The 26530-nt window shown below is 69.0% G+C and carries 28 protein-coding genes, 1 rRNA gene and 2 pseudogenes; 9 read left to right on the plus strand and 22 right to left on the minus strand.

The window, feature by feature from the left end:
* The 9 genes and pseudogenes from ACG04Q_RS25320 to ACG04Q_RS25360 form a co-directional block, all read right to left on the minus strand.
* A pseudogene (locus ACG04Q_RS25320) lies at positions 1 to 160 on the minus strand (nucleotide sugar dehydrogenase); the annotation flags it as partial.
* A 315-nt stretch (positions 161 to 475) separates the two neighbouring features.
* A complete protein-coding gene (locus ACG04Q_RS25325; RefSeq protein WP_394514634.1) occupies positions 476 to 2362 on the minus strand; it encodes a polysaccharide biosynthesis protein in 1887 nt (628 codons plus the stop codon).
* 10 nt (positions 2363 to 2372) lie between these two features.
* A complete protein-coding gene (locus ACG04Q_RS25330) occupies positions 2373 to 2957 on the minus strand; it encodes a sugar transferase (protein WP_394514636.1) in 585 nt (194 codons plus the stop codon).
* 7 nt (positions 2958 to 2964) lie between these two features.
* The gene (locus tag ACG04Q_RS25335) at positions 2965 to 4125 is read right to left on the minus strand and encodes a DegT/DnrJ/EryC1/StrS family aminotransferase (RefSeq protein WP_394514638.1); all 1161 of its coding nucleotides are present in this window, start codon (positions 4123 to 4125) and stop codon (positions 2965 to 2967) included.
* A gap of 19 nt (positions 4126 to 4144) precedes the next feature.
* On the minus strand, positions 4145 to 4813 hold the full coding sequence (locus tag ACG04Q_RS25340) for a class I SAM-dependent methyltransferase (protein ID WP_394514640.1): 669 nt from the start codon (positions 4811 to 4813) through the stop codon (positions 4145 to 4147).
* The gene (locus ACG04Q_RS25345) at positions 4810 to 6036 is read right to left on the minus strand and encodes a glycosyltransferase family 4 protein (RefSeq protein WP_394514642.1); all 1227 of its coding nucleotides are present in this window, start codon (positions 6034 to 6036) and stop codon (positions 4810 to 4812) included. Before ACG04Q_RS25345 ends, ACG04Q_RS25340 begins: the two co-directional genes overlap by 4 nt.
* Positions 6033 to 7109, minus strand: coding sequence for a glycosyltransferase (locus ACG04Q_RS25350; protein WP_394514645.1), 1077 nt, complete (start codon positions 7107 to 7109; stop codon positions 6033 to 6035). Before ACG04Q_RS25350 ends, ACG04Q_RS25345 begins: the two co-directional genes overlap by 4 nt.
* A gap of 79 nt (positions 7110 to 7188) precedes the next feature.
* On the minus strand, positions 7189 to 7752 hold the full coding sequence (locus ACG04Q_RS25355) for an LbetaH domain-containing protein (RefSeq protein WP_394514648.1): 564 nt from the start codon (positions 7750 to 7752) through the stop codon (positions 7189 to 7191).
* On the minus strand, positions 7752 to 8948 hold the full coding sequence (locus tag ACG04Q_RS25360; RefSeq protein WP_394514650.1) for a lipopolysaccharide biosynthesis protein: 1197 nt from the start codon (positions 8946 to 8948) through the stop codon (positions 7752 to 7754). The genes ACG04Q_RS25355 and ACG04Q_RS25360 overlap by 1 nt, the downstream gene beginning before the upstream one ends.
* Positions 8949 to 8994: 46 nt before the next feature.
* On the opposite strand from ACG04Q_RS25360, the gene lysS reads away from it, so the two are divergent.
* Complete coding sequence (gene lysS, locus ACG04Q_RS25365; protein ID WP_394514652.1) at positions 8995 to 10500, plus strand: lysine--tRNA ligase; 1506 nt, start codon at positions 8995 to 8997, stop codon at positions 10498 to 10500.
* A 93-nt stretch (positions 10501 to 10593) separates the two neighbouring features.
* Here lysS and ACG04Q_RS25370 read toward each other — a convergent pair whose 3' ends face one another.
* The 11 genes from ACG04Q_RS25370 to ACG04Q_RS25420 form a co-directional block, all read right to left on the minus strand.
* On the minus strand, positions 10594 to 11370 hold the full coding sequence (locus ACG04Q_RS25370; RefSeq protein ID WP_394514654.1) for an SOS response-associated peptidase family protein: 777 nt from the start codon (positions 11368 to 11370) through the stop codon (positions 10594 to 10596).
* Positions 11371 to 11537: 167 nt separating this feature from the next.
* Complete coding sequence (locus ACG04Q_RS25375) at positions 11538 to 12287, minus strand: ATP-binding cassette domain-containing protein (protein ID WP_394514657.1); 750 nt, start codon at positions 12285 to 12287, stop codon at positions 11538 to 11540.
* A complete protein-coding gene (locus ACG04Q_RS25380; protein ID WP_394514660.1) occupies positions 12284 to 13423 on the minus strand; it encodes a sugar ABC transporter permease in 1140 nt (379 codons plus the stop codon). Before ACG04Q_RS25380 ends, ACG04Q_RS25375 begins: the two co-directional genes overlap by 4 nt.
* Positions 13424 to 13431: 8 nt before the next feature.
* Positions 13432 to 14457, minus strand: coding sequence for a substrate-binding domain-containing protein (locus ACG04Q_RS25385; RefSeq protein WP_394514663.1), 1026 nt, complete (start codon positions 14455 to 14457; stop codon positions 13432 to 13434).
* A gap of 105 nt (positions 14458 to 14562) precedes the next feature.
* Positions 14563 to 14922, minus strand: a complete 360-nt coding sequence (locus ACG04Q_RS25390; RefSeq protein WP_394514666.1) for a DUF4148 domain-containing protein — start codon at positions 14920 to 14922, stop codon at positions 14563 to 14565.
* A 187-nt stretch (positions 14923 to 15109) separates the two neighbouring features.
* The gene (locus ACG04Q_RS25395) at positions 15110 to 15898 is read right to left on the minus strand and encodes an enoyl-CoA hydratase (RefSeq protein ID WP_394514667.1); all 789 of its coding nucleotides are present in this window, start codon (positions 15896 to 15898) and stop codon (positions 15110 to 15112) included.
* Positions 15895 to 16986 (minus strand): DUF3108 domain-containing protein, encoded by a 1092-nt coding sequence (locus ACG04Q_RS25400; protein WP_394514669.1) that lies wholly within the window; start codon positions 16984 to 16986, stop codon positions 15895 to 15897. Before ACG04Q_RS25400 ends, ACG04Q_RS25395 begins: the two co-directional genes overlap by 4 nt.
* A 7-nt stretch (positions 16987 to 16993) precedes the next feature.
* Positions 16994 to 18703: a M61 family metallopeptidase gene (locus tag ACG04Q_RS25405; protein WP_394514671.1), complete on the minus strand. Its 1710-nt coding sequence runs from the start codon at positions 18701 to 18703 to the stop codon at positions 16994 to 16996.
* Entirely contained in the window at positions 18703 to 19140 is a 438-nt protein-coding gene (locus ACG04Q_RS25410; RefSeq protein ID WP_394514672.1) for a DUF3429 domain-containing protein, read from the minus strand. Before ACG04Q_RS25410 ends, ACG04Q_RS25405 begins: the two co-directional genes overlap by 1 nt.
* 5 nt (positions 19141 to 19145) lie before the next feature.
* Complete coding sequence (locus tag ACG04Q_RS25415; RefSeq protein ID WP_394514692.1) at positions 19146 to 19871, minus strand: DsbC family protein; 726 nt, start codon at positions 19869 to 19871, stop codon at positions 19146 to 19148.
* A 33-nt stretch (positions 19872 to 19904) separates the two neighbouring features.
* Positions 19905 to 21026 (minus strand): FAD-dependent monooxygenase, encoded by a 1122-nt coding sequence (locus ACG04Q_RS25420; RefSeq protein WP_394514674.1) that lies wholly within the window; start codon positions 21024 to 21026, stop codon positions 19905 to 19907.
* Positions 21027 to 21153: 127 nt separating this feature from the next.
* On the opposite strand from ACG04Q_RS25420, the gene ychF reads away from it, so the two are divergent.
* Positions 21154 to 22245 carry a redox-regulated ATPase YchF gene (ychF, locus tag ACG04Q_RS25425; protein WP_394514676.1) on the plus strand — a complete coding sequence of 364 codons (1092 nt, stop codon included), beginning with the start codon at positions 21154 to 21156 and terminating at the stop codon, positions 22243 to 22245.
* 126 nt (positions 22246 to 22371) lie between these two features.
* Here ychF and ACG04Q_RS25430 read toward each other — a convergent pair whose 3' ends face one another.
* Positions 22372 to 22905: a thioesterase family protein gene (locus tag ACG04Q_RS25430; protein ID WP_394514679.1), complete on the minus strand. Its 534-nt coding sequence runs from the start codon at positions 22903 to 22905 to the stop codon at positions 22372 to 22374.
* Between the two features lie 124 nt (positions 22906 to 23029).
* Here ACG04Q_RS25430 and ACG04Q_RS25435 point away from each other — a divergent pair, with 124 nt between their 5' ends.
* The 7 genes and pseudogenes from ACG04Q_RS25435 to ACG04Q_RS25465 all read left to right on the plus strand — a co-directional run bounded on the left by ACG04Q_RS25435 (position 23030) and on the right by ACG04Q_RS25465 (position 26290).
* On the plus strand, positions 23030 to 23446 hold the full coding sequence (locus tag ACG04Q_RS25435) for a MarR family winged helix-turn-helix transcriptional regulator (protein WP_394514680.1): 417 nt from the start codon (positions 23030 to 23032) through the stop codon (positions 23444 to 23446).
* A 230-nt stretch (positions 23447 to 23676) separates the two neighbouring features.
* Positions 23677 to 24090: an IS66-like element accessory protein TnpA gene (gene tnpA, locus ACG04Q_RS25440; protein WP_394514682.1), complete on the plus strand. Its 414-nt coding sequence runs from the start codon at positions 23677 to 23679 to the stop codon at positions 24088 to 24090.
* Positions 24087 to 24434, plus strand: a complete 348-nt coding sequence (tnpB, locus tag ACG04Q_RS25445) for an IS66 family insertion sequence element accessory protein TnpB (RefSeq protein ID WP_394514684.1) — start codon at positions 24087 to 24089, stop codon at positions 24432 to 24434. The genes tnpA and tnpB overlap by 4 nt, the downstream gene beginning before the upstream one ends.
* 62 nt (positions 24435 to 24496) lie before the next feature.
* On the plus strand, positions 24497 to 24862 hold the full coding sequence (locus ACG04Q_RS25450) for an IS66 family transposase (protein ID WP_394514686.1): 366 nt from the start codon (positions 24497 to 24499) through the stop codon (positions 24860 to 24862).
* A gap of 15 nt (positions 24863 to 24877) precedes the next feature.
* Positions 24878 to 25018 (plus strand): annotated as a pseudogene (locus tag ACG04Q_RS25455) (hypothetical protein); the annotation flags it as partial.
* Positions 25019 to 25149: 131 nt separating this feature from the next.
* On the plus strand, positions 25150 to 25533 hold the full coding sequence (locus ACG04Q_RS25460; protein WP_394514688.1) for a hypothetical protein: 384 nt from the start codon (positions 25150 to 25152) through the stop codon (positions 25531 to 25533).
* Positions 25534 to 25594: 61 nt separating this feature from the next.
* The gene (locus ACG04Q_RS25465) at positions 25595 to 26290 is read left to right on the plus strand and encodes a UPF0149 family protein (protein WP_394514690.1); all 696 of its coding nucleotides are present in this window, start codon (positions 25595 to 25597) and stop codon (positions 26288 to 26290) included.
* A gap of 140 nt (positions 26291 to 26430) precedes the next feature.
* Here the strand turns inward: ACG04Q_RS25465 and rrf are convergent.
* Positions 26431 to 26530 (minus strand): 5S ribosomal RNA (gene rrf / locus ACG04Q_RS25470); the annotation flags it as partial.

The raw sequence follows: 26530 nt of genomic DNA on the forward strand, positions 1-26530 counted from the left end.
CCTCATCGGTCAGTTCGCGGCTGGGGTCGGTGCCGCGCTGGCAGGCCTCGACCTTGTTCTTGGCAATGTCGAAGCCGATGGTGCGCATCTGCTTGCCGAACTCCACCACCAGGGGCAGGCCCACGTAACCAAGGCCAACAACCGCAATCGTCAACTCCATACCTTCGCCTTCAACAATATCCAAACATAGACAAATCCGTCAGCACCCAATCTGAGGATTGCAAACGACACACCTTGCCGGAGATCGTTGCTTTCCCGTCACTGCTGCGACTGGACAAGCACAATCAATCGCTGCGGACGCACTCCTGAAGAAGCGCGTGACAGGCCTCGCCCCTTTGCACAAGCAATTCCCGCGCACACATGCGGCTTCGGATCGGGCACGGAAGGGTGGGAGCTCAGTCGTCATCGCTGCCAGCCAAGCAGGCAAAGGCGCTGGCCAATAAGGCCAGCCTTGCATTCTATGGGCCGCGGCAACTCACGCATCCACCGGCGTCGGCCCGCCGCGATAGTTCAATGGCAGTTGCGCCAGCAGTGCTCGAATTGCCGCACCGTCTCCGTTGCCCAGACCGGCGCCCAACGCCGTCAGCAACTGGACAACCTCATGGCTGCCCGGCATCTGGCTGCCTATGCGCGCGACACGCAATGTTGGGATGCGTGTAGGCAACGTGGTGTCCTCGTCCGCGAGCAGTTCTTCGTACAGTTTTTCTCCTGCCCGCAAACCCGAAAACTCGATCCGGATCTCGGGGGGATGCCTGCCGCTCAACCGAATCATCGTCTTCGCCAGATCGACGATCTTCACAGGCTCGCCCATGTCGAGTACGAACACCTGCCCCGACTCACCGATCACGCCCGCCTGGACGACCAAACGTGCCGCCTCCGTGATGGTCATGAAAAATCGTGTGATCTCAGGATGGGTCACTGTCACCGGCCCTCCCTTAGCGATCTGCTCCTTGAACTTCGGGATCACGCTGCCACTCGATCCAAGCACGTTGCCAAAGCGCACCGCCATGAACTTGGTCGCATGGCCCTGCCCTGCCATATGGCTGATCACAAGCTCAGCGGCGCGCTTGGTCGCGCCCATCACGTTGGTCGGATTGACGGCCTTGTCTGTCGAGATCAGCACGAAGCGTTCAGCCCCTTGCTCGGCCGCCGCCAGACACGCGTGATAAGTCCCCAGTGTGTTATTCCGCAATGCCGCCGGAGCGTTCTCCTCCTCCATCAGAGGCACATGCTTATACGCTGCCGCATGGAACACGATCTGCGGCCTGAATTTGCCGAAGACTCGCCGCAGGTGCTCCAGATCCTTCACGTCGCCGATGAGGCGCACCAGCGGGATGTGCGGGAACGTCTCTCCCAGCTTCTGTTCGATCGTGTACAGCGCGAACTCGCTCAGTTCGTACAGCACGATCTTCGACGGGCCATAGCGCGCCACCTGCCGGCACAGTTCGGATCCAATAGACCCACCGGCGCCTGTGATCAGCACCACCTTGCCGCTCAGGCATTCGCTGATGCCGCCCTCGTCCAGCTCGACCGGCTCGCGTCCCAGCAGATCCTCGGGCTCGATGTTACGCACCTGGTCCACGTGATGGCCGGCCAGCAACTCCTGGCTGCTGGGCACGGTCAGTACTGGCAGACCGACGCGGCCGGCCAGATCTAGCGCGCGGCGACGTTGGCTCAGGGTGGCGGCCGGCATGGCCACGACGAGATGCGTGATGCCGTGGAGCTCGGCAAATCGCGGCGCCTCCTCCAGCCGGCCCAGCACCGGCACGCCGGCTACTCGGGCGCCACGCTTCTCCGGTGCGTCGTCAAGGAAACCCACCACCACCCAGCCCTGGCTGTGCTGGATACCCGCCACCAGCAGTCGGCCGGCATCACCTGCTCCCATGACCAGCGCGCGCCGCTGCTCCTGCGCACTGCCACTGATTCGGCTGCGCATGTGCTCGTACAACATGCGGTAGCCCATGCGCATCATCGCCAGCGCCATCAGCGTGAACACGGGGTGCAGAGCCAGCACGGCGCGAGGCACCTTGGTCAGTTGGGCCATCAGCACGGCAACAGCCACGATGAGGCCCGACGCCACGCACACGACCGCCAGCCGCTTGATCTCGCCAAAGCCGCTGAAGCGCCACATGCCCTTGGGCACCTGGAGCAGCTTCAAGAGCAGTCCGTAAATAACTACCGCGCCGAGAAGCACCCAATGGTCGTAGTCAGGTCGCGCGCTGAACCAGCGTTCGAAGCCCAGCCGGAACAGGTAGGTCGCCTGCCATGCAATGGCCACGGCTGCCATGTCCAGTCCGAGCGCCAGCGCTTCACGGTGGGGACGGATGCGCGTCAGCCACGCATCCAGGGACAACCAGTTCATCGTCAGGCTCTCAATTCTTCAGCGCGCCGAGCGTGGCGAGGATCAAGCGGACATCGCCAATCAGGCTGGCGCTGTGCACGTAGTCGGCCGCCAGCCGAAGCTTGGCCGGCAGCACGACCTCAACATACTCGCGCTCAGGGTCGGTGGCTTTGGCGAGAAGTTCACTTTCATTGCGAAAGCACAGCGAGGCCGGGTCGGTGATGCCTGGCCGCACCGACAGCACCACTTCGCGAAGCTCTGCAGGGTACAGCGCCACATAGCGCGGCACCTCGGGGCGCGGGCCGACGAGGCTCATCACGCCACGTAGCACGTCCCACAGTTGCGGCAGCTCGTCGAGCTTGCTCGCACGCAGCAGGCGGCCTGCACGGGTGATTCGAGGGTCCTCGCCCACGGTGATCTGCGCGCCGGGCGCCGCGCGCATGGTACGGAACTTGTGGATCGTGAAAGGCACCCCATGACGACCAACCCTGGTCTGCCGGAATAGCACCGGGCCAGGCGAGTCGAGTTTGATCCATAGGGCGGCTGCCAGCAGCACAGGCCAGAGCAGCAGCAAACCCAACCCCGAGCAGATCAAGTCGAACAGGCGCTTAGCCAAGGCGTGGTCAGGCCAGCAGGCCGCGCACGGCGGTGATCACGCGCTCGACATCGGCGTCACTCATCGCCGTGTACAGCGGAACGCTGACGGTACGCTCATAGGCCTTTTGCGAGTGCGGGAACATCTCAGGTGTCAAGCCATAGCGGTCGCGCCAGTACGGGTGCAGGTGCAGCGGCACGTAGTGCACGCTGCAGCCGATGCCGGCGGCGAACATGCCTTCGATGAAGGCATCCCGGTCCAGGCCTGCGTCGTCGGCGAGGCGCAGCACGTACAGATGCCAGCTGTGCGTGTCGCCTTCCGGCGCGTCGGGCGGCAGGATCAACGGCAGATCGGCCCATGCCTCGTGGTAGCGGTGTGCAATCTGTTCGCGGCGCTGCTGGAAAGCCGGCAGCCGCTTGAGCTGATGCAGCCCCAGCGCCGCTGCGATGTCGGTCAGGTTGTACTTGAAGCCCGGTGCCACGATCTCGTAGTACCAGCTGGGCACCTTGGCCGTGAAGCGGTCGAAGGCGTCGCGGCTCATGCCGTGCAGGCGCATGACGCGCGCACGCTTGGCCAGCTCCGGGTTTCGGGTGACCAGCATGCCGCCCTCGCCCGTCGTCATCGTCTTGTTGGCGTAGAAGCTGAACACCGTGGCGTCGGTGCCCAGCGTGCCGATCAGCTCTTTCTCCAGCGTGGTCGGCAGCGCATGTGCGGCGTCGTCGATGACGCGCAGGCCGTGGCGGCGTGCGATGTCCAGGATCGCGATCATGTCCACGGCCAGGCCGGCGTAGTGCACCGGCATGATGGCCTTGGCGCGCGGCGTGATCGCGGCCTCGATGGCGGCGATGTCGATGTTCAGCGTGGCGGGATCGATATCCACCAGCTTCACGTCGGCGCCAAGGTAGCGCACCACCTCGGCGGTGGCCGTGAAGGTGTGCGTCGTCGTGATGACCTCGTCGCCCGGGCCCAGGCCGATAGCCTCCAGCGCCAGGTGCAGGCCGGCAGTCGCCGAGTTGACGGCGATGCATTCGATCTGCGGGTCACCGAGGAACTCGGCGAAGGCTTGCTCGAAGCGCTTGGCCTTGGGGCCGGTCGTGATCCAGCCGGATTTCAGCGTGTCGACCACTTCGGCGATCTCGTCGTCGCCGATGTCGGGCAGGGCAAAGGGAAGAAAGGGCTGGGAGCTCATCGGACTGGATTTTCGCGCATCAGCGCTTCTCGATCAGGACCAGGCGGTGGGTACGCAGCCATGGCACGAGGTTGAACAGCGCATAGGCCGCAGGCAGCGCGCGCGCCAAAGGCGGCGCCAGTGTCACGCGGCGCGCCGTGAAATGGCCGTGCGGGAACAACTCGCGCACGCGCGCCAGCGGCACGCCGCGCACGTCGGGGTTGCGCGGGTTGTTGACGGTGAAGTCGTACCAGACGATGGCGCCGCCGGGTTTCAGCCAGCGCCACATGGCGTCGGCCACCTGCTGCTGCAGCGCGTCGTCGAGGATGGACGAGAACACCGTGGACTGCAGGACCAGATCCTGACTCCCGGGCGCAACGTCGGCGCTGGAGGCATCGCCCACCAGCAGCCGTACGCCTTCAGGCAGCGCAGCGCGGGCTGCCAACAGGCGCTCCGGCAGCAGTTCGATGCCGGTCAGGTGCTCAGGCCGCAGACCCAGCCGCAGCAGGTCCAGCAGGTTGCCGCCGGCGCCGCAGCCGACCTCGGTGGCGCGCCAGTCGACCGGCACACCAGGGCGCCGCGCGAGCAGCTTCAGCAGCGCGCGCTGGCGCTCCTGCCACATCTGCCAGACCTCCGGGCGCAGCAGGCTGTAGCGGTCGCCGGCATCACGGCGGGCGTAGCGCTGGGCAATGGCGTCAAGCTCGCTCATCGCAGCGCCTCGATGAAGCGCGCGGCCAGCACGGGGAAGGCGTGATGCGCCATCGCGAACACACGGCCGCGCTCGCCCATCGCGGCACGCTCGGCGGGCGACAGCTCGGCCAGCTTCAGCAGGCCCTGCGCGACGGCGTCCCCGTCTTCCGGCGGCACGGTCAGGCCAGCGCCGGCCTCGGCCACCGGGTCGTTGCCGGCCTCGACGGAATGCAGCACGGCGCGACCCGCCATCAGGTAGTCGATGAGCTTGTTGGGCGCGATGCCGAAGCGGTAGATGGGCGTGCGCTGCCAGCCGATGTAGGCGATGTCGAAGTGGCCCAGCAGCGTCGGGATCTGCGCCTTCGGGATGGGCGCGAAAAAGCGTACGTTCGCTAGGCCCTCGGCGGTGACACGGGCAGCCAGCCGCTCGGCCTCGTGGCCGCTGCCGACCAGCACAAAGCTGAGAGGCGCGTCCTTGAGTTTGGCCGCTGCATCCAGCAGCACGTCCAGCGCGTTGGGCAGGCCCATGGAGCCGGCATAGCCGACGACGACGCGGCCGGCTGCGCGCTCGGCGTCCAGATGCGCCTGCAGCGTCGCCCCGAGCGGCGCTGACTCGCCCTGCCATTCCTCGGGCGCAAAGCCGTTGGGCACGATGTGCAGCTTGGCGAGGTCCAATCCCCTTGACGCCATGTGCTCGTGCACGCAGGGCAGCATGGAGACAACCACGTCGGCGTCCCGGTAGGCATCGGCCTCGGCCTTGCCGCACATCAGCGCGAACGGGTGGCGCGGCGACATGCCGGACAGCTCGATCAGCGACAGCGGCCACAGGTCATGCACCTCGTAGACCAGCTTGGCCTTGGCGAGCCTGGCCAGCCGCTTGGCCACCCAGACGTCCATCGGGTAGGTGCTGGACGCGATGACCGCGTCGGGCCGGATCTCGCGCGTCAGCCGCCATGCGTCGGCGCGCAGCTGGCGCAGGAAGGACAGGATGTTGCGCAGCCGGCCCACGCCGTTGCCCGCGTACTGCGGCGTGGGCAGCCAGCGGTAGCGGATGCCGTCGATGAGCTCCTCGACCGGCAGGCCCGGCACCTCGGGCTGGACGGCGCGCACATGCGAGTACGACGCCGCGACGATGGTGACCTCGTGCCCGGCCCTCACCCACTCGCGGGCCAGGTAGTAGGGCCGGAATTCCATGCCATGGCGCGGCGAGCCGGCGTAGTGGTTGACAAGCAGGATCCTCATGCCGGGGTCAGCTCCTTGAGCCGGGTGAGGAAGCGCTGCACATGCGGCTCGAACAGGCCGTTCGCGGCGACCCAGTCGCGGTTGATGGTGCCGAGCCTGGCCGCGTCCAGCGAGGCCATGCGCACCGGCAGGTCTTCCAGCGCGCCGACGATGAGGCCGCGCGCGGAGTCCCCGATCACCTCGCGGTTGGCCGGCAGCTCGGACAGCAGCGGCACGCAGCCGTGCGCCATGGCCTCCAGCACCGACACCGACACCGAGTCGCTTTCGGGCAGGCTCAGGAACCAGGTCGACCGGGCGTAGTGGGCCGCCTGCGTCGCGGCATCCAACCGGCCCACGAACGTCACCTTGTCCGCCAGGCCGCGTGCCGACACGTCGGCCTCGAGGGCCTGCCGCAGCGAGCCGTCATTGGCCACCACGAGGCGGGCCTCGGGCTGCGCGGCGGCAATGCCCGCGAACGCGTCGATGACGAGGTGAGGCCGGTAGATGGGCTCCAGGCCCCGGTTCGCGAAACACAGCCACGGCTGCTTCTTTGCGCTCTGCTTGGGCAGGGCTTCCAGGCCGAACGGGAAGGTCATGACCTCACCGGCGCCCAGCTCGCGCATGCGCTCGGTCATGTAGAGCGAGTCGGACGTCGCGAGCGCGCAGCTGCGCAGCACCTTCTTCGTCATCCAGCGCCAGGCCCCGCCACGCTGCGGCGTCACGAGGATGTCACTGCCCCAGGCCGAGCCGGCGATCTGCGCGCGCAGCCGCCAGCCCAGTTTGGCAGCCCAGGCCAGGGAGCCGTGCGAGGTCAGGTAATGCGCGTGCAGCCAGTCGGCATCGGTCTCGGCCAGCCAGGCGCCCATCTTGGGCAACTGCTTGATCAGCGCGACGTTGCCGCCGGCGTGGTCGGGCTCGGTGTTCAACGCGAGGCGCTGTGCATCCGGCAGCAGCTGCTGGAACTCCGGCAGGAAGCCGCGCGACGAGATCGCGTGCAGCTGCACGCGGGGCTTCAGCGCGCGCGCCCACTTCAGCAGGTGCGGGCTTTCGCCATCGCCGATGAGGACGAGCTTGAGACCACCACCCAAGCTCATGGCTGCACCGCCCGCTCGGCCGCCCGGAGGGCGGTGCGCGCCCCCTCGGGGGGCAGTGAACCAAGTGAACGTGGGGGCCTCATGATTTTCCGGCCCAGGCTTCGTAGGCCTCGCGCAGTTCGGGGTGACGCGCCAGCAGCGCCGCGTCGCGCTCGCGCGTGTCACCCACCTGGCGCGCCGGCTGGCCGGCCATGATGGCGAAGTCCGGCGCCACACCGCGCAGCTGCGAGTAGGCGCACAGCATGGCGCCCTTGCCCAGCACGCTGCCGGGTTCAATGAGGCTGTGCGGGCCGACGAAGCTGTAGGCGCCCAGGCGCACCGGCGCCTTGACGTAGCCCGGCGGCTCGCCGCCGACGACCGCGAAGCGCCGGCCGTTGATGCGCAGCGCGTTGTGCGTGGTGTGGGTCACGATGGAACAGAAGTTGGTGATCTGCACGCCTTCCTCGATGAGGAGGCCGGCGCTGGCGTCGATGAAATTGAACTGGCCGATGAAGACGTGGTCGGCCAGCTCCAGGCCCGCCTCGCCCTCGATGCAGGTGCTGGGCGCGATGCGCGAATACGGCGCACCCGTCTCACCGAAGAGCATGCGAAAGCCGATCAGCCGCACCAGGCGGCGACGCAGACGATTGAGGAAGACGCGCATCAGTCCCAGGTCCAGAGCGACCAGAAAAAGTAGCCGAAGTAGAGCAGCATCGCCGCCGACACGCCCCAGCCGGCGCCGGCCAGGCCGCCCAGCTGCAGCCCAACGGCCAGCCCGCCGATGAACATCACCTGCCCCACCAGCGCGAGCTTCAGCGCCCAGGCCTGTGCGCCCCAGGCCATCGTGACGACGGACAGCGGCGACGCGATGAAGTGCAGCGCGATGTAGGGCGCCAGCGAACGCGCCAGTTCACCGGCGCCGCGCCACTCGGGGCCGAAGACGGTGGCGAACAGCCAAGGCCCGAAAGCCAGCAGCACGCCCATCAGCGGCAGCGCGATGGCGGCCAGCAGCAGCAGGTTGCGGCGCACGAGCGCGCGGGCTTCGGCCAGATTCGTGGACTGCGTGAGCCGCGGGTACAGCGCCTGCGACAACGAGCCGCCCACCAGCGACGCCGGCGCCTTCAGGTAGCGCAGCGCCAGTGCCCACGCGCCCGCCTCGGGCGCGCCCAGCCAGGCCGTCAGCAGCGCGATGGCCAGCGTGTCCTGCAGCGCGCCGGCAAACGCATGCGGCGTGTTCAGCAGCGGGAAGTCATGGTGTTTCCTCGCGATCTCGCGCAGCGGCTGGGGTTGGAGCAGACCACGCCAGCCGCCGGCGGGCGCGGGCCGCGCCTGCAGTACCGCGGCGGCCGCCGTGGCCAGCGTGGCCCCGCCCACCAGGCCCCAGGGCCCGGCATGCAGCAGGCCAAAGCCCAGCTGCGCCACGGCACCGCCGCCCCACTGCACGACGCGCGCCCGGGCCAGCGTGGCGAACTCACCCGCCCGCGCCGCCCACTGCGCCAGCGCCTGGCTGGCCGCCAGCGCGAGCACGGCCAGCGGCAACGCGGCGGCCACCGGCAGGTCGGCCCAGAACATCCAGGCCGCGCCGACGAGGATGGCCGTCGCCGTCGTCGCCAGCAGCACGCGCAGGCACAGCGCCAGCAGCGCGGCAGCGCCCTTCTCGCTCGTCTCCAGCGCGAGCGCAAACTCGTAACGCGCACAGCCGACGACGGCCAGGTTGCTGGCCACCGTCCAAAGCAGCGAGAACTGCCCGTACTCCGCCGGCGTGTACAGCCGCGCGATCCACGGCCCCAGCAGCAGCGGCAGGGCCTGGGCCAGCGCGCTGCCGGCAAGAAGGGTGAGAGTGGCGCGCGTCAGGCTCATAGGGGGCGCGAGATTCTAGAATCGCCGGTTCGACTGAAGGCCCGCAATGACCACGACCCCTCCCACCCCCGCCGCCGACGACAACCAACTGATCGCCGAGCGCCGCGCCAAACTGGCCGCGCTGCGGGCCGCCACGGCGGTGCCCTTCCCCAACGACTTCAAGCCCCAGCACCGCGCCGAGCCGCTGCAGGCCCAGTACGGCCAGATCCCCAACGAGGAGCTCGAGCCCCAGGCGGTCAAGGTCACGGTGGCCGGCCGCATGATGCTCAAGCGCATGATGGGCAAGGCCAGCTTCTGCACGCTGCAGGACGCCACGGGCCGCATCCAGCTGCGCGTGACCATCGACAACGTGGGCCCCGAGGTCTACGACGCGTTCAAGCACTGGGACCTGGGCGACATCCTGGGCGCCGAGGGCACGCTGATGCGCACCAAGACCGGCGAGCTGTCGGTGGCCGTCACGACGCTGCGCCTGCTGACCAAGAGCCTGCGCCCGCTGCCGGACAAATTCCACGGCATGACCGACCAGGAGCAGAAGTACCGCCAGCGCTACGTCGACCTGATCACCGACGAAGACGCCCGCAAGCGCTTCACCGCGCGCTCCAAGGCCGTGTCGGCCATCCGCAGCTTCATGGTGGACCACGGCTTCCTGGAGGTCGAAACGCCCATGCTCCACCCCATCCCCGGTGGCGCGAACGCGAAGCCCTTCGTCACGCACCACAACGCGCTGGACCAGGAGATGTACCTGCGCATCGCGCCGGAGCTCTACCTCAAGCGCCTGGTGGTGGGCGGCTTCGAGCGCGTGTTCGAGATCAACCGCAACTTCCGCAACGAAGGCATCTCGGTCCGGCACAACCCCGAGTTCACGATGATGGAGTTCTATGCGGCGTACTGGACGCATCATGACCAGATGGACTTCACCGAGGCCGTGCTGCGCCATGCGGCCATTGCCGCCACCGGCAGCGCCGCGCTGACCTACGCCGGCAAGCCTGTGGCGCTGGACAAGCCGTTCGCGCGCGTATCTGTCCGTGACTCGCTCATCAAGTACGCCGGCCTGACCGAGGCCGAGGCGGATGACGTCGACGTGCTGCGCGCGAAGATCGTCGCCGCAGGCGAAGAAGCGCCGGCCCGCTGGAGCCTGGCCGAGCTGCAGTTCGGCCTGTTCGAGGCTGTCGTGGAAGAGAAGCTCTGGGAGCCGACGTTCATCATCGACTACCCCGTCGAGGTGTCGCCGCTGGCCCGCGCGTCGGACAGCGACCCGAAGATCACCGAGCGCTTCGAGCTCTTCATCACCGGCCGCGAGTACGCCAACGGCTTCTCCGAGCTGAACGACGCCGAGGACCAGGCCGCACGCTTCCACGCGCAGGTGGCCAACAAGGACGCCGGCGACGAGGAGGCGATGTTCTTCGACGCCGACTTCATCCGCGCGCTGGAGTACGGCATGCCCCCGACCGGCGGCTGCGGCATCGGCATCGACCGGCTGATGATGCTCATCACCGACTCGCCGTCGATCCGGGACGTCATCCTCTTCCCGGCCTTGCGCCGGGAAGTCTGATCCTTCCGGCCTTGCGCCGGGAAGCCTGATCGCTCCGTCCTTGTGCCGGGAGTCGTGATCTCTCCGGCCCTGCGCCCGGAAGCCTGAGCCGCCTCAGGCGAACAGGTCGCCGGTCACCGGGCCGGCCGGGATCACCGCCCGCGGCCGCGTCACGCGGCGGGGCGCCTCACGGCGCTGGCGGGCCGGCACGGGCAGCCAGCCCTCCCCTTCGAACAGGTCCGCCACCCCCACGCCGGGAGGCGTGCGTTGCGCGGCCGGATCGCTCGCCTCCAGCGGGCCGGCGCTCAGCAGCTCGGCTGGCAGGCGCAGCAGCACCCGCTCGGCATCCGCCCACGTGCCCTGCAGCCACTGCCGTTGCGCGGCACCGCCCAGGATGACGGGCATGCGCGGGTCCTGCGACATCGGTGGCGCCAGCCGGCCAAAGACCGGGTGCCCCGCCGCCCCCAGCGTCAGCACGCAGAACGCTGCGATTGGCGCGCCGCTGGCATCGATCGTCTCGCTCCAGAGGCCGGCCAGGCCCAGCGGATCCCCGTCGGCCCGCTGGATGGCCCAGGCCTGTGGCCGGCCCGTGTCGTGGCACCAGGTCGTCAGCCGCGCCACCGGCACGACGCAGCGGCGTGCGGCCCACCAGCTTTCCCGGCAGGTCGGGTTGGATTTCATCGTCTCGACGCGGCATTCCCGTACCCGCAGCGCGTCCCCACCGCCCCGCAACGCGGGCGGCAGCAGGCCGAAACAGCCGGGACGCAGCACGCCCAGCGTGCCGGCATCCGGCGCCTCTGCTGGCACGATGAAGGCGGCCGGCGCGCCCAAGGCGCTGTCGGCAAGCGGGGCCACACCGAACGCCGCCAGCATGCGGTCGGCATCCGTCAAGGGTTCGTAGTCACAGCGCATCGCGAGTTCCTGAGCCATCGGCGGCCTGGCGCCGTGGCAGTGGCGACAGTTCATCGCCACTGTTGCGGTCACCAGCCACGCCTCACGCGGCGCATGATACTGTATATAAATACAGCCTTTAACTCGGTCAGCTGTAGCGCGGTGGTTCAGGCGGCGGCCGCCGCGGGGGCCTTGCCCGCAATGATCATCGCGAGCACCTCGTCCTCGTTGACGTCCGCCGTGCGGCAGGTGGCCACCGGGCGGCCGTTCTTCATGACCATCAGCCGGTGCGACAGCGCGAACACGTCCGGCATGTCGTGCGTGACGAGCAGGATGCCCACGCCCTCGGCAGACAGGCGCCGGATCAAGTCGTGCACCATGGCCGTTTCGCTGGGGCCCAAGGCCGCGCAGGGCTCGTCCATGATCAGCACGCGGGCCTTGAACTGCAGCGCGCGCGCAATGGCCACCACCTGGCGCTGGCCGCCCGACAGCGACATCACCGGGTCGGCGATGTTCTTGAAGTTGGGGTTCAGCCGCGCGAACAGCGGCACGGCCGCCGCGCGCATGGCGGCGTCGTCCAGCAGGCCGAAGCGCGTGCGCAGCTCGCGGCCCAGGAACAGGTTGGCGACCGAGTCCAGGTTGTCGGCCAGCGCCAGCTTCTGGTGGATGGTCTCGATGCCGGCCGCGCGCGAGTCGGCGGGGCTGGCGAACTTCACCGCGTTGCCGTTGAGATGCAGCTCGCCGCCGTCGAAGGGCAGCGCCCCGGCCAGCATCTGCATCAGCGTGGACTTGCCCGCGCCGTTGTGGCCCAGCACGGCCAGCACCTCGCCGGGCGCCAGGCTCAAGGAGACGCCATCGACCGCATGCACGCCGCCGAACGATTTGCGCGCTTCGCGCACTTCCAGGAGGGCCGTCATTTCTGCACCACGCGATCAAAAACCACCGCCGCGACCAACACCTGGCCCAGCACCACCATGCGCCATCCGATGGACACATCGGTCAGCAGCAGGCCGCTGTCGATGCTCTGGATGATGAGCGCGCCCAGCACCGTGCCGGCGACGCTGCCGCTGCCGCCGGCCAGGCTCACGCCGCCAATCACCGCCGCCGCGATGACGGTCAGCTCCATGCCGGTGCCCATCGAGTTGGTGCCGGCATTCAGGCGTGCCATGGCCACCACGGCAGCGAGCGCGACGAGCGCAGCCAGCAGCAGGTTCAGCTGGATCATCACGCGCCTGACCGGGATGCCGGCCAGCCGCGCCGCGTCGGGGTTGCCGCCGATGGCGTAGACGTAGCGGCCGAAGCGGGTGTGCTTCGCGATGAAGGCGAGCACGATGACCACCGCTGCCCAGATGACGAGCGGCAGCGGCAGGCCCTGGCCCTGCTCCTGGCCGTCGATCCTGTAGGCGTTGAAGACCGCGACCACCGCGATCACCGCCAGCGTGCCCAGCACACCGGGGATGAGGCCCGCTTTGCCGTCCGGCGTGCCGCCTGCGCGCTGCAGCGCCCGGCGCTGCACGATCTGCCAGCCCCAGATCACCGCGATCAGCGCCGCGCCCAGGATCCAGCTGCCGCGCTCACCGAGTGAGCCGTCCAGCCCGCCGCCGAGCGCCAGCAGCCAGGGTTCGGTGACGGGCTGGGTCTTGCCGTCAGCCACCAGGAAGGCCACGCCACGCAGCGACACCAGCCCGCCCAGCGTGACGACGAAGGACGGGATGCCGATGACGGCCGACAGCCAGCCCTGGAACAGGCCCATGAGCAGCGCAAACGCCAACCCGGCCAGCAGCGACGCGCCGACCGACCAGCCCTGGCTGTACTGCAACCAGGCCATCAGCACGCCGACGGCGCCCAGCAGCGAGCCCACGGCCAGGTCGATCTGGCGCGCGACGATGATGAGCGCCATGCCGCTGGCGACGATGCCGACGACCGCCGTCTGCTGGGCGATGTTGTAGAGGTTCTCCGCCGTCAGGAAGCTGCCGGTGAGCGCATGAAAGCCGATGGCGATCGCCACCAGCACGGCCGCCATGACGGCGAGCCGCTGGGTCTGGGCGTTCATCGGGGTCCTTACTTGCAGGCGGCCGGGGCCTTGGCGGCGTCGACGCCCTTGCAAACGACGGCCTTGGGCACCCAGCCGGCGCTGATGACGTCGCCCAGGTTGGCCTGCGTGATGGCCACGGGGGCCAGGAACTTGGCCTGCAGGCTGACCTTGCGCTCGCCGCCGGCCCAGGCGGCCGCACCCGGCACCTTCTGGCCGCTGGCCAGTTGCACCGCGGCCGACGCGGCTTCCTTGCCGAGCGTGCGCGAGTCCTTCCAGACGGTCACGGTCTGCGTGCCCAGCGCCACGCGGTTGAGCGCGGCGTGGTCGGCGTCCTGGCCGCTGACGGGCACGCCCTTGATGCCCTTGCCGGCCAGCGCGGCGATGGCGCCGCCGGCGGTGCCGTCGTTGCTGGCGACCACCGCATCCACCCCGCCCTTGAGCTTGGTGAGGATCTGCTCCATGTTCTTCTGCGCCACCTCGGGCTTCCAGCCGTCGGTGTACTCCTCGGCGACGATCTTCACGTCGCCCTTCTTCACCGCGTCCGCCAGCGCGTCCTGCTGGCCGGCGCGCAGGAAGTCGGCGTTGGGGTCGCTGGGCGAGCCCTTGATCATCACGTAGCGGCCCTGCGGCTTCACGGCCAGCACGGCCTTGGCTTGCAGGCGGCCGACCTCGCGGTTGTCGAAGGTCAGGTAGAAGACCTCGGGCGCTTCGATCAGGCGGTCATAGGCCACCACGGGCACCTTGCGCGCCTTGGCCTTGTTCAGCGCGGGGACGATGGCATCCTTGTCCATCGCCAGGATGATGAGCACCTTGGCGCCCTTGGCCAGCAGGGACTCGACGTCACCGATCTGCTTCTCCGGCGAGCCGCCGGCATCGGCGCTCACGTAGCTCGCGCCCAGGCGGGCCAGCTCGGCCTTGATCGCGGCCTCGTCGGTCTTCCAGCGCTCTTCCTGGAAGTTGGACCAGCTCACACCCACCACGGGGCCCGCCGCCAACGCTGTCATCGAGCTCATCACCAGCGTCGCCGCTGCCCACATCTGCTGTCTGCGCATCTTGTCTCCAACGCCCGTTCGGTTCGGGCCGCGGATTCTAGGAACGCGGGCAACAAAAAAGCGACCCTCACGGGTCGCCTTTCATCGGCTTGAAACCGCTTTGTTTCAGCGGCCGGCAACGGCGGTGGCGCGGCGGGTCACCGGGGCAGGGAAATCACCGAGTTCGCGGGCGGCGTTCTCGCCGTGGTCGGCCACCACCTGGTCAACGCTGCGGGCTTCGGCGGGCTTGACGGTCAGCACGGCCTGACGGGGCAGCTTGCTGGTGGCAACGGCGGCCGCCTTGGCGCTGGCCGGGGTCGTCAGTTCGACACCCTTCTCACCCTGGATGGCGGCCAGCTCGCCGCTGTTGCGGGCGGCCACGAGGTCGGCGATGACTTGCTCGCGGGTCAGCGGCGTGGTCTGGGCGGAGGCGGCGCCTGCGGCGATCAGCAGGGTGGCGGCGATGACGGTGGACAGCTTGCTCATGACGGGCTCCTTCGGGTCGGGCAGGAAGGTCCTGCTTGGGTCATTCGGACATCGCGACCGCGGTGTCCATGGCCTGAACTGTAGGCAGCCCGACTCAGTAGAAACACTAGGCTCACATGAACTGACTATTCACCCAACGCAAACAGTTACCCCTAGATCGTCACTGCTCCGCCACAAAACCAATCAATCAGCGATGTTCGAACTGGGGGGCACGCTTGGCCAGGAAGGCTTCCATGCCCTCGCGCTGGTCGTGGCTGCCGAACAGCGCATGGAAGTAGCGGCGCTCCACGGCCACGCCGTCGCGCAGCGGGGTCTGGTAGGCCAGGTTGACCAGTTCCTTGATGATGGCCACCGACGGTGCGCTGAAGCCGTTGATGGTCTCGGCCGCGGCCAGCGCCTCGTCCAGCAGCTTGTCCGCGGGCACGACGCGCGACACCAGCCCCGCGCGCTCGGCCTCGGTGGCATCCATCATGCGGGCGGTCAGCATCATGTCCATGGCCTTGCTCTTGCCTACCGCGCGCGGCAGGCGCTGCGAGCCGCCGGCGCCCGGCACGACGCCCAGCTTGACCTCGGGCTGGCCGAACTTGGCGGTCTCGGCGGCAATGATGAAGTCGCACATCATCGCCAGCTCGCAGCCACCGCCGAGGGCAAAGCCGGCCACCGCGGCGATGACGGGCTTGCGCACCTGCAGGATGGTTTCCCAGTTCTTGGACAGCAGGCCGCTCGTGAACGCGCTGACAAAGGTGTGCGGCAGCATGGTGGGAATGTCGGCGCCGGCCGCGAAGGCGCGCTCGGAGCCCGTCAGCACGATGCAGCCGATGCCGTCGTCCGCGTCGAAGGCCAGCAGCGCCGCACCCAGCTCGTCCATCAGCGGGTCGTTCAGCGCATTCAGCGCCTTGGGGCGGTTCAGCGTGATGAGCGCGGTCTTGCGCGGGCCTTCGCCGTGCACGGCGGTCAGGATGTTCTCGTAGGTCATCGGCTCAATCTCCTGGGGATGTCGTTGGTCGATTCTGGCGCGACTTGCAGCGGCGCGCTCTTGAGCATCAGGTCGATGTAGGTCTGCGTGTCCTGGCGGATCAGCAGCCGCACCGGCAGGTATTGCAGCGACGGCGCCAGCCAGGCCTCGGCGACGAGGTCACCCCCGCCCACCTGCGCCTGCGTGGCCGGCGTGGGCCGGACGTGCCAGCTGGCAACGGGCCCCATCGGCGTGTCCAGCACCTCCTCGCCCAGCACTTCGTACTGCCACGGGTACTGCTTGCGCGGCAGCACCAGCGGGAACTGCACGACACGGCCCGCCTGCAGCGGCTCGCGGCCGGTCATGAACAGCCAGGTCAGCTGCACGAACTGGCTGGCCGAGTCCTGCGCGCCGCGGCCCGCGGGCTCGCGCACGCCCGTGGCGAGCTGCACCTCGGCAGCCAGGAAGAAGACGCTGGCGCGGCGCGGCTCGCCGAGGATGAGCCGGGTCTCCTCGTCGTAGCGCTGCGGCGCGATGCCCTCGGGCGTCAGCTGGCCCTGGCTGCTCATGCGCCGCGTGATGAACGGCGCGAAGCTGGGCCCGACAGCCACGTCCAGGTGCACCTGGTAGTCGCGCCCTTTGCGCAGCCACTCCACCTGGGCCTGGCCGTGCACGGGGCCGCGGTAGTGGCCCGTCAGCGCATAGGTCAGCTGTGTGGACAGCGGCCATTCGGGGCCGGGCTCGTCGCTGGGCGGCGCCGAGGCGGCCTGCGCGACGGCGGTGGGCGGCAGGTCCGCGGGCGCGGAAGCGGCCTCGGCCACCGGCTCGGACCGGGGTTCGGGCGCCGATGCCGGCAGCGCCGCCGCGGGCGCCAGCGCGTCGCCCGCAGGTGGCACGGGCTTGAGCGGCGCGGCAGGCGGCAACGCCGCAACCGCGGCCGGCGCCTGCAGCACCATTTCCCTGACGAAGTCCACCTGCAGGCGCGGCGGCGCCGGCGGCGGGCCATCGTGGCGCCAGCCTTCCTGGATGCGCTGCACCTCGTGGCCGGCCAGCAGGTGCAGGGCCAGCACGGCCAGCACCAGCAGCCACGGCGGCCGCGGCGTCTTCATGGCGAGGTCAGGTGTCCAGCCAGCGGCGGCGGGCCGGTTGCGCGCCGTCGGCGGGTGCCAGCGCCACCGACGCAGGCCGGGCGGGCGGCAGCGCCACGTCCAGCTCCAGCAGCCGCTGGTCGCGGCTCACCAGCAGGCGCAGCCTTGTGTCGCCCGCCGCCAGCAGCGCCGGTGCATCATCCAGCCGGCGCAGCCGCCAGCCGTTGGCGCCCAGGATCTCGTCACGCGCGTTGACGCCGCCGGCCTCGGCCGCGCCGCCCGACAGCACATGCGTCACGTGGATGCCGGTCAGCGCCGCCTCGCGCACGCGCAGGCCCAGCCGCTGGGCGACGGTCTGGCGGCCGTCCTCGCGCCAGTCCACGCCGTGGGTCTTCAGCAGCGCGCGCAGTGGCAGCTCGCCGGTGCCATGCACCCAGTCGTGCAACTGGCCGGCCAGTACGTCACCGCCCAGCGCCGCGACGGCGGCCAGGATGTCGGCCTCGCTGACCGGGCCGCCCTGGCTGGCCTGCCACAGCCGGCGCATCAGCGCGTCCAGGCTGGACTTGCGCGCCCGCAGACTCAGGTCCAGGCACAGCGCGACCAGCGCGCCCTGCGCGTAGTAGTTGCTGGTCGTGTTGGGGCTGTTCTCGTCGGGCCGGTAGTACTTGGTCCAGGCCTCGAAGCTGGCTGTGCTGAGTGGCTGGACCTGGCGGCCCGGCGCGGCCAGCACGCCGTTGACGGAGGCGGCCAGCAGCTTCAGGTAGCGGGCGTCGTCCACCAGTGCCGCACGGCGCAGGAACAGCTCGTCGTAGTAGCTCGTGAAGCCCTCGAAGAACCACAGCAGCTCGGTGTAGTTCTCGCGCTGGTAGTCGAAGCGCGCGAACTCCGCGGGCCGCAGCCGCTTCACGTTCCACGCATGGAAGTACTCGTGGCTGAACAGGCCCAGCAGCCGCGCATAGCCGTCGCTGGGCGACGCGCCCTCGGCGGCCGTGGGCAGCTCGCGCCGGGCGCAGATCAGCGCCGTGCTGGCGCGGTGCTCCAGGCCGCCGTGGCCGTCGTCCAGCGCCCACAGCATGAAGGTGTAGCGCTCGAACGGCGCCTCGCCCCAGAAGGCGATCTGCGCCTCGCAGATGCGCTGCACGTCGGCCAGCAGCCGCTGGCCGTCGAAGCTGGGCCAGGCGCCGGCAACGACGACGCGGTGCGGCACGCCGGCCGCCATGAACTCACCCTGCCAGTGCGGGCCGATCTCGAAGGGGTGGTCCAGCAGCTCGTCGTAGTCCGCCGCCTCGAAGCCGGCGTCGCCCTCCGGCATCTCGGTGGCGACCCGCCAGCCCCTGGGCACGCGTGCCAGCTCGAGGCGATGCGCGTCGGCCTCGCGGCCATGGGCCCGCAGGCACAGGCTGCTGGCGTTGAAGAAGGCCCGCTGGCTGTCCAGCCAGGCGGTGCGCACCGACGCGTCGAACGCGTAGACGTCGTAGCTCAGCACCAGCGCCGCGCGGCCCGTGCAGCGCACGCGCCAGGTGGCCTTGTCCAGTTGCTCCAGCGGCAGCTCGCGCGTGCCCTGGCGGGCCGTCATGCCGCTCAGGTGCTTGGCGAACTCACGCACGAGGTAGCTGCCCGGGATCCACACCGGCAGGCTGAACCGCTGCTCCGCGGCCGGGGCGGGCAGCGTCAGCGTGACGCGGTAGCGGTGGGCGGCCAGGTCGGCCAGGTCGATGCGGTAGCGCGGGCCGGCCATCAACTGCCCGCGGCGGCCAGGAAGCAGCTCAGCGACGCGACCAGCGTGAGCCGAAAGCGCAGCGTCAGCCAGTCGGCGGCGCCCAGTTGCGGGTAGACGCGACGATCCACGACATAGCAGGCGATCAGCACGCCGCCATGCAGCGCCAGGCCGGCATAGGGCGGCATCAGCACGCCCAGCCAGCCCATGGACATGGCCGCGGTGCCCCACACCAGCGGCTGGCGCCCCGGCAGCCCGCGCGCGAACGACAGGCCCCAGTGGATGCCGCCCAGCATCGAGATCGTGAGGCCGGCATAGCCCGACAGCGCCAGGCTGACGAAGGTGTGCTGGTCGAGGTCACGGCCGCCGATCAGCCAGATCAGCAGGCAGCCCAGCACGAAGGGGACGAGGCCGGCGTACGCGAGCCGGTGCGCGAGGAGGCGGGTGTCGGCGTTCATCGCGCTCAGGACTTGCTGGCCGGCGCGGCCAGCACCTGCAGGCGGCGCTCCAGCTCGACGGCGCCGACGGCGCCCGGGATGCGGTTGCCGTCTTCCAGCAGGATGGCCGGCGTGCCCGTCACGTGGATCTTGCGCGACAGCGCGAGGTTGCGCTCGATGGCGGCGGAGTCGCAGCTGGCGGCGGCCTTGGGCAGCGCCTCGTTCTTCAGCATCCAGCCCAGCCAGGCGGCCGTGCGGTCCTTGGCGCACCAGACGGCGCGGGCCTTGTCGGGCGAGTCACCGCCGAGGATGGGGATCAGGAACGTATAGACCGTCACGTCCTTGAGCTCCTGCAGCGACGCTTCGAAGCGCTTGCAGAAGCCGCAGTTCGGGTCGGCGAACACGGCGATGCGGCGCTTGCCGTTGCCGTTCTTCCAGACCACGGCGTCCTTGAACGGCAGCGCCGCGAAGTCCACGCGGTTGAGCTGGTTGACGCGCTCCTCGGTCAGGTTCTTCTTGGCCTTGAGGTCGATGAGGTCGCCCTCGATGAGGAAGCTGCCGGTGGGGTCGGTGTAGCGCACCTCGTTGCCGATGCGCAGCTCCCAGAGGCCCGGCATGGCCGACGGCCGCACCTCGTCGATCTTGGGCGCGTTGGGCATGCGCTCGACCAGCGATTTGCGGATGGCCGCCTCGTTGGCCAGGGCGGGCAGGCAGGCGGCGGCAAGTGCGCCGGCCAGAAAACGGACAACGATGGACTGCACGATGCGGAGGTGAGCGGTTGCGGTTTAGAGCCCGAGGGCGCGCTGGGTCAACCAGCGCTTGACGGGGGTGAGTTGATCGAGCGCGTCCAGGCCGCGGTTGCGCAGCCCCTGCGCGGCCGGCGACGCGTGCGCAAACAGCCGCTGCAGGGCGTCCGTCAGCTCGCCCATGGCCAGCGTGGGTGCCAGCCGCTCGCGGGCGTAGCGGCGCAGCAGCTTCTCGTCGCCCAAGGGGCGCCAGGCTTCGCGGTCTGCCAGCACGCGCGTGAGCGCCGCCACATCACCCAGCCCCAGGTTCAGGCCCTGGCCCGCCAGCGGATGGACGATGTGCGCCGCATCACCCAGCAGCACCCAGCCGGGGCCGCTGACCGCATCGGCTCGCGCCAGCGCCAGCGGCCAGCTGGAACGGTCACTGCCCAGCGTGAGCTGACCGGCAGCGCCACCGGTGATGGCATTCAACTCGCGCTCGAACTCTTCGACCGGCAAGGCCTGCAGCTGCTCGGCCCGCTCCTGCGCGCAGGACCACACAAGGCCGTAGGACGCGCCGGGCACGGGCTGCTCGAAGGGCAGCAGCGCCAACACCTCGCCGCCCGGCCGGAACCACTGCCGCGCAACGCCCTGGTGGGCACGGTCAGACGCGAGCCGCGCCGCCAGCGCCCGGTGGCCGTAGGCCTTCGGTTCGAACGCGACGCCAAGCGCCGCTCGCGCCGCCGACTCACGCCCCTCGCACAGCGCCGTCAGCGCGGCTGTCGTGTTGTCGGCAACGTTGTGCACATGCGGCGAGAAACGCAGTGCCGTTGCCAGCTGCGCGTCCAGCGCGGCGGCATCGACGATGACGGCCAGTTCGCGCAGCCCCTGTTGCCAGGCGGAGAAACTCAGCCGGCCCGCCGCCTGCTCGCCGGTGGCGTCGCCCTGCACCACCATGTCGTAGACCGGGCTCACCGCGTGCGCGGGCAGGCTGTCCCAGACCTTCAGCTCCGTCAGCAGCGCCACCGAGGCGGCGTTGAGCGCATAGGTCCGCACGTCGCCGGCACGTGCCGGCTCGGGAGAGCCCGCCATGCCAACCGTCAGCCCCTGGGCAGCCAGGCTGAGCGCCAGGCTGCTGCCCACCGCACCTCGCCCCTTGACCAACACGTCCACGCTTTGCATCGCTCAATTGTAGGCAGCGGGGTATGACCGCATGACGGCCGCGGCCCTGAGGTTGCGGGGCGACTAAAATCCTGCCCTTCGGCGCCGCCCTCGCGGCGAGCCGCCATCCCCACCAGAAAGTCCCGCCATGAGCCTCAAATGCGGCATCGTGGGCCTGCCCAACGTCGGCAAGTCCACGCTCTTCAACGCCCTGACCAAAGCCGGCATCGCCGCCGAGAACTACCCCTTCTGCACGATCGAGCCCAACGTCGGCATCGTCGAGCTGCCCGACCCGCGCCTGGCGGCGCTGGCCGAGATCGTCAAGCCCGAGCGCGTGCTGCCGGCTGTCGTCGAGTTCGTCGACATCGCCGGCTTGGTGGCGGGCGCCAGCAAGGGTGAAGGCCTGGGCAACCAGTTCCTGTCGCACATCCGTGAGACGGACGCCATCGTCAACGTCGTGCGCTGCTTCGAGGACCCCAACGTCATCCACGTCAACGGCAAGGTCGACCCGATCTCCGACATCGAGGTCATCCAGACCGAGCTGTGCCTGGCCGACCTGGGCACCGTCGAGAAGAGCCTGCACCGCTACAACAAGGTGGCCCGCGCCGGCGACAAGGAAGCGATCGCGCTGGTCAAGGTGCTGGAGAAGTGCCAGGCCGCGCTGGACCAGGCCAAGCCGGTGCGCACCATCGACTTCAGCAAGGAAGAGCTGGCCATCCTGAAGCCGCTGTGCCTGATCACGGCCAAGCCGGCCATGTTCGTCGGCAACGTGTCCGAGGACGGCTTCGAGAACAACCCCTTCCTGGATCGCCTGAAGGAATACGCCGCGGCGCAGAACGGCCCCGTCGTGGCCATCTGCGCGAAGACCGAGGCCGAACTGGCCGAGATGGAAGACGAGGACCGTGCGATGTTCCTGGCCGAGATGGGCCAGGACGAGCCCGGCCTGAACCGCCTGATCCGCGCCGCCTTCAAGCTGCTGGGCCTGCAGACCTACTTCACGGCCGGCGTGAAGGAAGTGCGCGCCTGGACCATCCGCATCGGCGACACCGGCCCGCAGGCCGCCGGCGTCATCCACACCGACTTCGAGCGCGGCTACATCCGCGCCCAGACCATCGCCTACGACGACTTCATCCAGTACCGCGGCGAGCAGGGCGCCAAGGACGCCGGCAAGATGCGTGCGGAAGGCAAGGAATACGTCGTCAAGGATGGCGACGTGCTGCACTTCCTGTTCAACGTTTGATCAGCAGACCGTCTTTCCTGGGACGCCGGGAAAGACGGCGGGCTCCGGAGCCGCTCACCAGGCCGCGCACCTGCGCGGCTTGTTCTTTTGTGGGCGCCGTCCTGGCGCCGACGCCCGATGGGCGGGTCAGAGTACGGCGTCAGCCACCAGCGCGCGCTCGGCGGACAACCAGTGCTGCACCGCGGCAGGCAACTCGCCCGGCTCGAAGCTCAGGCCCAGCCGTCCATAGCTTTCCCGATTCGGCACAAGACCCGTCCTGGCCACGGCAGCACCCTTCATGTAGCCGGCGGCGCACAGCGTGCCGTCGTCGCGCACGAACTCGAAGCGCATGAAGTTCCAGGCCTCGTTGGCGCCCGCCAGCGAAAAGCGCAGCCGGTAGCGCTGGCCAGGCTGCAGGCCCTTGCGATAGCTGATGACCGCGCCGCCGCTCATCGGCCTCCAGCCGGCCTTCACCATCACGCGGGCGAAGCCGCTGCGCACGAAATACTCCACCAGCATCAGGTCGATGATGGTGAGATAGCGGCCGTTGTTCATGTGGCCATTGATGTCCAGGTCACCCGGCCATACCCGCAGCCTGCGTTCGATGACCGCGCCGGGTTCGATGGCGGGCAGGCGCCACGCGCGCAGCAGCGCCCAGATCAGCCGGAACCACAAGTTCATGATCGCCTTAAACTAGTTCAGTAGCGAACAAGATAGTTCATTTCCGAACGTTCGACAAGCCATGGCTGAGTTGCTCCCTGCTGCACCCGCCGATGACACGGCCACCCGAACCTGGCTGTCGGTCGTGCGCGCCTACCACTTGTGCAGCGAGCTGATCGCAGCCCGGCTGGCGGCGGCCGGCGTGAAAACCTCTGAGCACGAGATCCTGATCAATCTGCGACGGCAGCCGGGCATGAGCCAACAGGCGCTGGCAGCGCGCTGCTTCACGGCCAAGAGTCACATCAGCGGGTTGCTTGGCGACCTGGAAGCGCGCGGCTGGATCAGCCGGCAGCCTGACCCCGCCGATGGCCGCGTGAAGCGGCTGAGTCTCACGCCCGCCGGTGCAGAGATGGCCACCCGCACCGCGGCCATCCAGGCGGAAGTCGTGACGCTGATGACGGAAGGAACGCCAGCAGTGGAACTGCAGCGCATCGCCAGCGCGATGGCCGAGGTCAGCAGCCGGCTGGAGCTTGCCCTGCGGGGCGCACCAGGCGCGGAATAGGTGGACCACGTGCGCCTTGGGCAGCGAGGCCGCGGCACGCCGAGGGGCGCGCTGGAGCAAGGCCGCAGCGCAATGACCGATTCAGCATGGCCATCAATTCGCAATCCGTTGGCCCGGCGGAATCGTAAGCGTGGCCTCACGCCCCTCTGGCATGGCGGTGGCGTCGTGAGCAAGATCGTCTGATCCTGCGCACCCGAGATGGTGTGCATCAGGCATCGCTAACGCGCACCATGGCCGATCAAGACACACCCTCCAGGCGCCGGCGGCGCGACCACAGCCCCAAGCTCAAGCGCGCGTTGGTCCGGCAATGCTTGCAGCCAGGCGCATCCGTCGCCAGCATCGCGATGGCCCACGGCATCAACGCCAACCTGGTGTTCAAATGGCGGCGAGAGCATCGCGCCGCTGAGGCCGCCGACTCAAGCACTGCGCAAGCCTCGACGCCGTTGTTGCTGCCCATCACGCTCGCCTCGGCCCCGTTGAGCGGCACATCGAGGTCGATGGCACAGGCGCCGGCATCGATCACAACTAGGACCAGCACCGACAGCATCGAACTGGACTTCGCCGGGGCCCGGCTGCGACTGCGAGGCGCCGTCGACCAGGAGAGTCTTCTGGGATCGCTCACCGCGCTGCGCAGCCTCGCATGATCGGCCTTCCATCGGGCACGCGCGTGTGGCTCGTCGCCAGCCACACCGACATGAGGAAGGGCTTCGACGGCCTGGCCGCCGTGGTGCAGACGGCACTTGCGTCCAATCCGTTCGATGGCCACGTGTTCGTCTTCCGTGGCCGGCGCGGCGACATCATCAAGGTGCTGTGGTTCGACGACCAGGGACTGATGCTGCTGGCCAAGCGCCTGGAGCGCGGCCGCTTCGTCTGGCCGCAGGCTGTCGACGGTCGCGTTGCACTGAGCGCTGCGCAACTGTCGATGCTGCTGGAAGGCATCGACTGGCGCATGCCGACTCGCACGACTTCACCTCAACTGGCTGCATAGGCAGCGCCTTCTCGGGAGTGATCCCGATGCAGCCGCGCTGCCCCTGTCGCACACTGAGGTTCGTGCCGCAGGACACCGACCCGATCAGCCAATTGCTCGATGACGCGCAGCTGCTCAAGCAGCAACTGCGCGTCAGTGCCAGCGAGGTGCAGCGGCGCAAGCTGATGGCCGACAAGCTCAAGCTGCAACTGGCACGCCGCACGCGCGCGCAGTTCGGCGTCTCCAGCGAGCGATTCGACCTGCAGGCCAGCCTCATCGAGCCCGTCGCGTTGGAGCAGTTGCCGGTGCGCAAGGCCACCGCAGCGGCGGCCAACGCGGGCAACATCGACCGCAGCCTGCCGGAGCACCTGCCTCGCGAACAGTGCGAGCTTCGCCCCGTCACCCGTACGGCGCATCACGATGCAGCCGCAGGCCAGTCCTGCGGCTGAACCGCTTGCGGTGGCCGGCTGCGCAGCATCGGCGCCGACGTCTCAGAGCACCTGGAGTACGTGCCGGCGCGCTTCAAGGTGAACCGCATCGACGAGCTGCTGCCGTGGAACATCGCCAGCGAGCGCGCCGAAGCAGAAGTGCGCGCGGCGGCATGAGCGGGCCGAGCATTGATCCCCGGCTGCTGGACGTCCTTCACTAGGCCAGCAGCCTGGAGCTGTTCCGGCTCAGCACGCTGATCGAGCGCCTGCTGGCCGACCCGCGACGCATCATCGCGGTCCGCAAGGACATGCACCTGGGTCAGACGGTGCGCTTCCTCGACTGGCGCGATGGCAGCCTGCGTCAAGTCAAGGTCGTGGCCCTGCGCGACACCCAGGTCACGCTGCAAGACCTGCGCGAGCGTCGCGAGTGGAAGCTGCCCTATGCGGCCATCGAGCCGCCAGCGCCTAGCGCCGCGGCGCGACATGCCGAAGCCGCACCGGCACCCGCAGCGCCTCGCCCCACGCGCGAGGACTTCCGCTGCGGCGAGAAGGTCGCCTTCGAGGACAAGTACCTCAACACCGTGGTCGGCACCATCGTTCGCATCAACGAGCGCACCGCCAGCATCGACCCGGGCGACGGCACCAAGTGGCGCGTGGGCTTCGGGTTGCTGCGGCACGTGCTGGACATCTGAGGCGCCGGCTGCGCCGACAATGCCGCGGCACCGAGCCGCCCCACGCTGCCACACGCCGCCCATGACTGCTACCCCGCCCTCTACCCCGCTGACCGAGCCCGAACTCGACCGCCTCCACGACATCCTGGAGGCTGGGCACGCATCCATGAACCTGGAGTCGATGGACGGCTACTTCACGGCGTTGATCTGCGGGCCGGTGTTCGTCTCGCCCAGCCAGGCGTTGCAGCAGGTGTTGGGTGAAGACTTCGTCTTCGAGGGCAACGAGCAAGCCGCCGACTGCCTGGCTCTGATGATGCGGCACTGGAACTGGATCGCTGCGGAACTGCAGCGCACCCTGGTCGAGCCGCATGTCTACCTGCCGATCCTCCAGGAAGACGACACCGGCGTGGCGCGCGGCGATGACTGGGCCCACGGCTTCATGCGCGGCGTGCAGGCGCATCCCGGCAGCTGGAGCGACTTGCTCAACAGCGAGGACGAAGGCGGGGCCCTGGTGCCGATGATGATGCTCGTGCACGAGCATGACCCGGACCCTGAGATGCGGCCGCCGAGCATGGACAGCGTCAAGCGCGAAGAGGTGATCACGATGATGATTGCCGGAGCAACACGCTGCTATGGCTACTACGAGGCTGTACGGCGCGAGGGCGTCATGGTCCAGGCGCCGATGCGCCGGCATACGCCCAAGGTGGGACGCAACGACCCCTGTCCGTGCGGCAGCGGTCGCAAGTACAAGCACTGCTGCGCGCTGAACCTGCACTGAGCTATCGCTGCGCTCGGGTCAAGAGGGTCATGAGGCGACGCTTATGCGGAATCGGCTTATCGACTGAGCTCGGGGTTCAGATCCGCCAAAAGCAAAACCCCCATCAGCTCTGAGCTGATGGGGGTTGGCTTTGAATAATAGCCTGACGATGACCTACTTTCACACGGGAATCCGCACTATCATCGGCGCTGACTCGTTTCACTGTCCTGTTCGGGATGGGAAGGAGTGGGACCAAGTCGC

The organism is Pelomonas lactea, from assembly GCF_043555885.1.
In the GTDB taxonomy this organism is placed as follows: domain Bacteria; phylum Pseudomonadota; class Gammaproteobacteria; order Burkholderiales; family Burkholderiaceae_C; genus Pelomonas; species Pelomonas lactea.

Bases quoted from the DNA above. Each gene is read 5' to 3' on its own strand.
- ACG04Q_RS25325 (WP_394514634.1), bottom strand. From the start codon at position 2,362: ATGAACTGGTTGTCCCTGGATGCGTGGCTGACGCGCATCCGTCCCCAC.
- ACG04Q_RS25335 (WP_394514638.1), bottom strand. From the start codon at position 4,125: ATGAGCTCCCAGCCCTTTCTTCCCTTTGCCCTGCCCGACATCGGCGAC.
- ACG04Q_RS25340 (WP_394514640.1), bottom strand. From the start codon at position 4,813: ATGAGCGAGCTTGACGCCATTGCCCAGCGCTACGCCCGCCGTGATGCC.
- ACG04Q_RS25345 (WP_394514642.1), bottom strand. From the start codon at position 6,036: ATGAGGATCCTGCTTGTCAACCACTACGCCGGCTCGCCGCGCCATGGC.
- ACG04Q_RS25350 (WP_394514645.1), bottom strand. From the start codon at position 7,109: ATGAGCTTGGGTGGTGGTCTCAAGCTCGTCCTCATCGGCGATGGCGAA.
- ACG04Q_RS25355 (WP_394514648.1), bottom strand. From the start codon at position 7,752: ATGCGCGTCTTCCTCAATCGTCTGCGTCGCCGCCTGGTGCGGCTGATC.
- ACG04Q_RS25360 (WP_394514650.1), bottom strand. From the start codon at position 8,948: ATGAGCCTGACGCGCGCCACTCTCACCCTTCTTGCCGGCAGCGCGCTG.
- lysS (WP_394514652.1), top strand. From the start codon at position 8,995: ATGACCACGACCCCTCCCACCCCCGCCGCCGACGACAACCAACTGATC.
- ACG04Q_RS25375 (WP_394514657.1), bottom strand. From the start codon at position 12,287: ATGACGGCCCTCCTGGAAGTGCGCGAAGCGCGCAAATCGTTCGGCGGC.
- ACG04Q_RS25380 (WP_394514660.1), bottom strand. From the start codon at position 13,423: ATGAACGCCCAGACCCAGCGGCTCGCCGTCATGGCGGCCGTGCTGGTG.
- ACG04Q_RS25385 (WP_394514663.1), bottom strand. From the start codon at position 14,457: ATGCGCAGACAGCAGATGTGGGCAGCGGCGACGCTGGTGATGAGCTCG.
- ACG04Q_RS25390 (WP_394514666.1), bottom strand. From the start codon at position 14,922: ATGAGCAAGCTGTCCACCGTCATCGCCGCCACCCTGCTGATCGCCGCA.
- ACG04Q_RS25395 (WP_394514667.1), bottom strand. From the start codon at position 15,898: ATGACCTACGAGAACATCCTGACCGCCGTGCACGGCGAAGGCCCGCGC.
- ACG04Q_RS25400 (WP_394514669.1), bottom strand. From the start codon at position 16,986: ATGAAGACGCCGCGGCCGCCGTGGCTGCTGGTGCTGGCCGTGCTGGCC.
- ACG04Q_RS25405 (WP_394514671.1), bottom strand. From the start codon at position 18,703: ATGGCCGGCCCGCGCTACCGCATCGACCTGGCCGACCTGGCCGCCCAC.
- ACG04Q_RS25410 (WP_394514672.1), bottom strand. From the start codon at position 19,140: ATGAACGCCGACACCCGCCTCCTCGCGCACCGGCTCGCGTACGCCGGC.
- ACG04Q_RS25420 (WP_394514674.1), bottom strand. From the start codon at position 21,026: ATGCAAAGCGTGGACGTGTTGGTCAAGGGGCGAGGTGCGGTGGGCAGC.
- ychF (WP_394514676.1), top strand. From the start codon at position 21,154: ATGAGCCTCAAATGCGGCATCGTGGGCCTGCCCAACGTCGGCAAGTCC.
- ACG04Q_RS25430 (WP_394514679.1), bottom strand. From the start codon at position 22,905: ATGAACTTGTGGTTCCGGCTGATCTGGGCGCTGCTGCGCGCGTGGCGC.
- tnpA (WP_394514682.1), top strand. From the start codon at position 23,677: ATGGCCGATCAAGACACACCCTCCAGGCGCCGGCGGCGCGACCACAGC.
- tnpB (WP_394514684.1), top strand. From the start codon at position 24,087: ATGATCGGCCTTCCATCGGGCACGCGCGTGTGGCTCGTCGCCAGCCAC.
- ACG04Q_RS25460 (WP_394514688.1), top strand. From the start codon at position 25,150: ATGCACCTGGGTCAGACGGTGCGCTTCCTCGACTGGCGCGATGGCAGC.
- ACG04Q_RS25465 (WP_394514690.1), top strand. From the start codon at position 25,595: ATGACTGCTACCCCGCCCTCTACCCCGCTGACCGAGCCCGAACTCGAC.